At 72.0% G+C, this 5,925-nt stretch carries 5 protein-coding genes; 4 read left to right on the top strand and 1 reads right to left on the bottom strand.

Features of this window, described 5'->3' with window-relative positions; all coding sequences use genetic code 11:
• Positions 1 to 630, top strand: a 630-nt coding sequence (locus tag H7344_RS20090) for a hypothetical protein (protein ID WP_222130939.1), incomplete at its 5' end; no start/stop codon positions are given.
• On the opposite strand, the gene H7344_RS20085 is transcribed toward H7344_RS20090, so the two are convergent.
• Positions 618 to 1,664 (bottom strand): alpha/beta hydrolase, encoded by a 1,047-nt coding sequence (locus tag H7344_RS20085; RefSeq protein ID WP_229707218.1) that lies wholly within the window; start codon positions 1,662 to 1,664, stop codon positions 618 to 620. The genes H7344_RS20090 and H7344_RS20085 overlap by 13 nt on opposite strands.
• 194 nt (positions 1,665 to 1,858) lie before the next feature.
• Between H7344_RS20085 and H7344_RS20080 the strand changes: the two genes are divergently transcribed.
• The 3 genes from H7344_RS20080 to H7344_RS20070 all read left to right on the top strand — a co-directional run bounded on the left by H7344_RS20080 (position 1,859) and on the right by H7344_RS20070 (position 5,750).
• Positions 1,859 to 3,958, top strand: coding sequence for an RNA degradosome polyphosphate kinase (locus H7344_RS20080; RefSeq protein WP_186347761.1), 2,100 nt, complete (start codon positions 1,859 to 1,861; stop codon positions 3,956 to 3,958).
• Between the two features lie 136 nt (positions 3,959 to 4,094).
• On the top strand, positions 4,095 to 4,712 hold the full coding sequence (locus H7344_RS20075; protein ID WP_229707219.1) for a DUF47 domain-containing protein: 618 nt from the start codon (positions 4,095 to 4,097) through the stop codon (positions 4,710 to 4,712).
• Positions 4,713 to 4,715: 3 nt separating this feature from the next.
• Positions 4,716 to 5,750, top strand: coding sequence for an inorganic phosphate transporter (locus H7344_RS20070; RefSeq protein WP_186347759.1), 1,035 nt, complete (start codon positions 4,716 to 4,718; stop codon positions 5,748 to 5,750).
• The last annotated feature ends 175 nt before the right edge of the window (positions 5,751 to 5,925 follow it).

Genomic DNA, 5,925 nt, shown 5'->3' with positions numbered 1-5,925 from the left:
GAGGAGTCGGCCCGGGCCGCGGTCGAGGCCCGCGAGGCCGCGGAGCACGACGCCGCCGAGCACGCCCGGCTCGCCGCCGAGGCCGTCGCCGGCCGGCAGGAGGCCGAGCACCGGCTCACCGAGCTCGCCGGCGAGCTGGCCGCCGCGAACGAGGCCCGGCTCGCTGCCGAGCGCGCCGCCGAGGAGCAGGCCGCTCAGCGCCTGGTCGCCGAGGAGAAGGCCGAGCAGCGGGCGATCGACCGCAGCGCCGTCGAGGCGTCCGTGCGTCACCAGGCCGAGCTCGTCGAGGCGGCGCTGCAGGACCGGCTCGCCGCCGAGCAGCGCGCCGCCGACCTGGCCGAGCAGCTGGCGGAGGCGCGGGGCGGTTCTGCGGAGCCACGCTCGCTGGCCGACGTACCGGGTCCCGAGCCCGAGCCCGCCGCTCCCCCGGCCCCCGCGTCGTCGGGCGCAGGCCTGTCACGCGAGCAGCGCGCTCGACGGCTCCTCTACCTCCTCGTCGCGCTGGTCGCTGCCGCGCTCACCGTCGTCGCGTGGCGCACCGGCCACGACGACCCCGTGCTCCTCGCCGTCGGGGCGATCGTCACCGTCGCGTTCCTCGTCGGCTCGGCCGGCGCGGGTCAGCGCGACTGAGGCCGCAGCGCGGTCCGGACCCGGTCGGCGATCTCGGCGACGGCGGCCTTCGAGGTGCGGCCGGCGCCGACGATGTTGAAGAAGCCGTGGATCTGGTCGGGGAACCGGCGCGTCTCGACCTCGACCCCCGCGGCGGCGAGCTTCGCGGCGTACGCCTCGCCCTCGTCACGGAGCGGGTCGAAGCCGGCGGTCACGACGTACGCCGGCGCCAGGCCCTCCGGCAGGTCGGCGCGCAGCGGCGCCACGCGCGGGTCGGTGCGGGTAGCGGGGTCGGGCGTGTAGGAGGCGACCGCGAGGTCCATGAACTCCTGGGTGAGGAACAGCCCCTGGCCGAACATCCGCTTGCTCTCGGTCTCGCCGGAGACGTCGGTCGCCGGGTACACCAGCAGCTGCCACGCCAGCGGCAGTCCCTCGCGGGCCGCCTCGATCGCGATGTGGGCGGCCAGGTTGCCGCCGGCGGAGTCGCCGCCGACGGCGATCCGCGCGGGGTCGGCGCCGAGGGCGGCGGCGTGCTCGAGGGCCCAGCGGTACACCGCGAGCGCGTCGTCGTGCGCGGCCGGGAAGGGGTGCTCGGGGCCGAGGCGGTAGTCGACGGCGAGCACCCGCACGCCGGCCCGCTCCGCGATGAACCGGCAGCTGGCGTCGTGGGTCTCGAGGTCGCCGAAGAAGAAGCCGCCGCCGTGGAGGAACAGCAGCAGCGGGCCGGGCGTCTCGACCGGGCCACGGGCGCTCGACGGGGTGTAGAGACGGGCGAGGAGCCCGCCGGCGTTCAGGTCGCGCACCGAGCCCACGCGCTGCCGGCCGGCGGTGAGCCCGGTCTGCCGGACGGCGGCCTGGCGACCGAGCTCGACCTCGAGCGACTCGATCGCGGGCTCGCCGGTGAGCTGCTGGATCCGCAGCATGAGCTGGAGGTCGACGGCCAGCGTCTGGCCGTCGCGCTCCAGGGGCGGACCGGCCAGCACCCGCTGGACCGGGGCCGGCAGCCCCATCAGGGCTCGCAGGGCAGCCACCTCGACGACGGTCTTCGCGCTCACGGGCGGGACAGTAGCGGGGCTGCGTCGTGCGCCACCGACCGTCCACACGGCGGGCTCGCGCACGGCGTTCCCCAGGCGCGTGCGAACGACACCTGCCGTTCACCCTCCGGTGCCACACTGACGACGTGACCCTGGAGACCGGACCCGCCGAGGACCTGCTGCCGCGCGACCGGGCGCCGCACGACTCCTTCGACGTGGAGCCGCCCTACGTCCCCGACCACGAGGCGCTCGCGGCGGTCGAGAAGTACGACGACCGGTTCCTCGACCGCGAGCTGTCCTGGCTGCACTTCAACCAGCGGGTGCTCGAGCTCGCCGAGGACCCCGACCTGCCGCTGCTCGAGCGGGTGCGCTTCCTGGCGATCTTCACCAGCAACCTCGACGAGTTCTTCATGGTCCGGGTGGCCGGCCTGAAGCGCCGGATCGCTGCCGGGCTGGCCGTGCGCGCCGCCTCCGGGCTGATGCCGCGCGAGGTGCTCGAACGGATCTGGCTGACCAGCCGGGAGCTGAGCGAGCGTCAGGTCTGCCTGTTCCGCGACGAGATCGACCCCGCACTGCGCGAGCACGGCATCGAGATCGTGCGCTGGGGCGACCTCGACGAGCGCGAGCAGAAGCACTGCAAGAAGCTCTTCAAGGAGCGCGTCTACCCGGTGCTGACCCCGCTGGCCGTCGACCCCGCGCACCCCTTCCCCTACATCTCCGGCCTCTCGCTCAACCTCGCCGTCGTGCTGCGCGACCCCGAGACCCGCAAGGAGCACTTCGCGCGGGTCAAGGTGCCGCCGATCTTCGCGCGGCTCGTGCCGCTCGGGAACCAGCGGTTCGTCCCGCTCGAGGACGTGATGCGCGAGCGGCTGAAGAAGCTCTTCCCCGGCATGGAGGTGCTCGAGGCCCACACGTTCCGGGTGACCCGCAACGAGGACCTCGAGGTCGAGGAGGACGACGCCGAGAACCTCCTCGCCGCGCTCGAGAAGGAGCTGCTGCGCCGCCGGTTCGGGCCGCCGGTCCGGCTCGAGGTGGAGGACTCGATCACCCCGGCCGTGCTCGACCTGCTGGTCTCCGAGCTCGGTGTCGCCGAGGAGGAGGTCTTCCGGCTGCCCGGGCCGCTGGACCTGCGCGGGCTGCTCAGCCTCGCCGACCTCCCGCGCGAGGAGCTGAAGTACCCCGCCTTCGTCCCCACCACCCACTCCCTGCTCGCCGAGGTCGAGTCAGCGGCGCCGGTCGACGTGTTCAAGGCGGCCCGCCGCCACGACGTGCTGCTGCACCACCCCTACGACTCCTTCGCCACCTCTGTGCAGCGCTTCCTCGAGCAGGCCGCCGCCGACCCGCACGTGCTGGCGATCAAGCAGACGCTCTACCGGACCTCCGGTGACTCCCCGATCATCGACGCGCTCGTCGACGCCGCCGAGGCCGGCAAGCAGGTGCTGGTGATCGTGGAGATCAAGGCCCGCTTCGACGAGGAGGCCAACATCCGGTGGGCCCGCAAGCTCGAGCAGGCCGGCTGCCACGTGGTCTACGGGCTGGTCGGGCTCAAGACCCACTGCAAGCTGTCCATGGTGGTGCGCGAGGAGGACAGCTCCGGCGGCGGGATCCGCCGCTACACCCACATCGGGACCGGCAACTACAACCCGAAGACGTCGCGCACCTACGAGGACCTCGGGCTGATCACGACCGACGACACGATCGGCGAGGACGTCGCCCACCTGTTCAACAACCTCTCCGGGTGGTCGCGCAACGCGTCGTACGAGGAGCTGCTGGTCGCGCCCGACTCGGTGCGCTCCGGGCTCGTCGAGCGCATCCACCGCGAGATCGCCCACCACCGCGCCGGCCGCCCCGCGCGGATCCGGATGAAGGCCAACTCCGTGGTCGACGAGGGCGTCATCGACGCGCTCTACCTCGCCTCGCAGGCCGGCGTCCCGGTCCAGCTGCTCATCCGCGGCATCTGCGCGCTGCGGCCCGGCGTGCCCGGGCTCTCGGAGACGATCGAGGTGCGGTCGGTGCTCGGGCGGTTCCTCGAGCACAGCCGGGTCTTCTGGTTCGACAACGGCGGCGAGCCCGAGGCCTGGATCGGATCGGCCGACATGATGCACCGCAACCTCGACCGCCGGGTCGAGGTGCTCGTCCGGCTGCCCGGCGCGACGAGCCGGCAGGCCGTCGACGACCTGCTGACGCTCGCCTTCGACGACGACACCGACGCGTGGGTGCTCGGCCCCGACGGCGGGTGGAGCCGCTCGCGCGGACCGGTGCACCTCCAGGAGTCGCTCATCGAGCGGCAACGCCGGCGGCGTACGGCGCTCTGACTTCGCCCTGACGGCGCACGACCTCGGCCGGCGGCAGGGCGGGTGACGAGACGAACGCCGTCCTCGCTTGCGCGATCTTCCGACGGTGGCCCTACTCTGTTCAACGCTCGTTCCCCCGTCGTTCAGGAGTCACTCCGTGGGACTGCGTTTCCGTCCGGTCGAAGCCACGTTCTACGACCAGTTCGCCGAGCAGGCGGACCACCTCGTCACCGGCGCCAGGATCCTCGCCGAGATGCTCGCCGACGGCGCCGACCATGTCGCCGTGGCCCAGCGCATGCGTGACGCCGAGCACGCCGCCGACGAGACCACCCACGCGATCATCCGGAAGGTGAACTCCACGTTCATCACGCCGTTCGACCGCGAGGACATCTACTCGCTCGCCTCCGGGCTCGACGACGTCATGGACCACATGGACGAGGTCGTCGACATGATCCTGCTCTACGAGGTGCGGGAGATGCCGACCGAGGTCTCTGGTCAGGTCGAGCTGCTGCAGCGCTGCGCGGACCTCACCTCCGCCGCGATGCCGAACCTGCGGTCGATGCAGTCGCTCGAGGAGTACTGGATCGAGATCAACCGCCTCGAGAACGCCGGCGACAAGAACCACCGCCGGATCCTCACCAACATCTTCGGTGGCGACTACAAGACCATCGAGGTGCTCAAGCTCAAGGACATCGTCGAGGGCCTCGAGGACGCCATCGACGCGTTCGAGCGGGTCGCGAACACGGTGGAGCAGATCGCCGTCAAGGAGTCCTGACCGGTGGAGATCGCGATCATCATCGCGGTGGTCGTGGTCGCCCTCGTGTTCGACTACACGAACGGGTTCCACGACGCCGCCAACGCCATCGCGACCTCGGTCTCCACCCGCGCGCTCACGCCGCGGGTGGCCCTGGGTCTCGCGGCGGTCATGAACTTCATCGGCGCGTTCCTCGGCCAGAAGGTCGCCAAGACCGTCGCCGACGTCATCCAGTTCAGCCCCGAGCAGCTCGATCCGAACGCCGCCACCTCGGTGACCGTGCACGCCCTGGTCATCGTCATGTGCGGCCTGCTCGGCGCGATCATCTGGAACATGGTCACCTGGTACTACGGCCTGCCGTCGTCCTCCTCGCACGCCCTCATCGGCGGCCTGGGCGGCGCGGCGATGGCCGGCGGGGTGAGCGTCAACTGGGACACGGTCCTCAACAAGGTCGTCATCCCGATGCTGCTCTCCCCGGTCTTCGCGTTCGCGGCCGGCTTCGCGGTGATGCTCGCGATCATGTGGATCTTCCGGAAGGTCAACCCGCACAAGGCCAACCGCGGCTTCAAGCTCGCCCAGACCGCCTCCGCCGCCGCCATGGCGCTCGGCCACGGCCTCCAGGACGCGCAGAAGACGATGGGCGTCATCTTCCTCGCCCTGCTCGCCGGCGGGTACGTCGCCGAGGGCGACGACCTGCCCCTGTGGGTCATCTTCGCCGCCGCCGCCGCGATCTCGGCGGGCACCTGGGCCGGCGGCTGGCGCATCATGCGCACCCTGGGCCGCCGCATCATCCACCTCGACCCGGCCCGCGGCTTCGCCGCCGAGTCGGTCGCCGCGTCGGTGCTCTACACCACGGCGTACGCGTTCGAGGCGCCCATCTCCACCACCCACACCATCACCTCCGCGGTGATGGGCGTCGGCGCCACCAAGCGGTTCTCGGCCGTCCGGTGGGGTGTCGCCCGGTCGATCGTCACCGCCTGGGTCCTCACCTTCCCCGCCGCCGCCTCCGCCGCCGCCGCCACGTACTTCATCGCGCACTACGTCTTCCGGCTGGACTGATCCCGCTCCGGGCTTCTTCGCGCCGGCCTCCGCCGGGGTAGTAACGGTCCGCGGGTTCAGGGAGTCGTTGCACCGCCACGGGTAGTGGAGGTGCGGAGTGGGGATCGAGCGGGCAGATCGTCGGCGGTTCTGGTTGGCGGTGAGGTCGGGGCAGTGGGCTGGTGAGGCGGCGGTC

The sequence above is a fragment of the Nocardioides deserti genome (genome assembly GCF_014266025.1).
GTDB classification, from domain to species: domain Bacteria; phylum Actinomycetota; class Actinomycetes; order Propionibacteriales; family Nocardioidaceae; genus Nocardioides; species Nocardioides deserti.
Note: the sequence above shows the minus strand (reverse complement) of the source record. Positions and strands in the feature narration are given on the sequence as shown.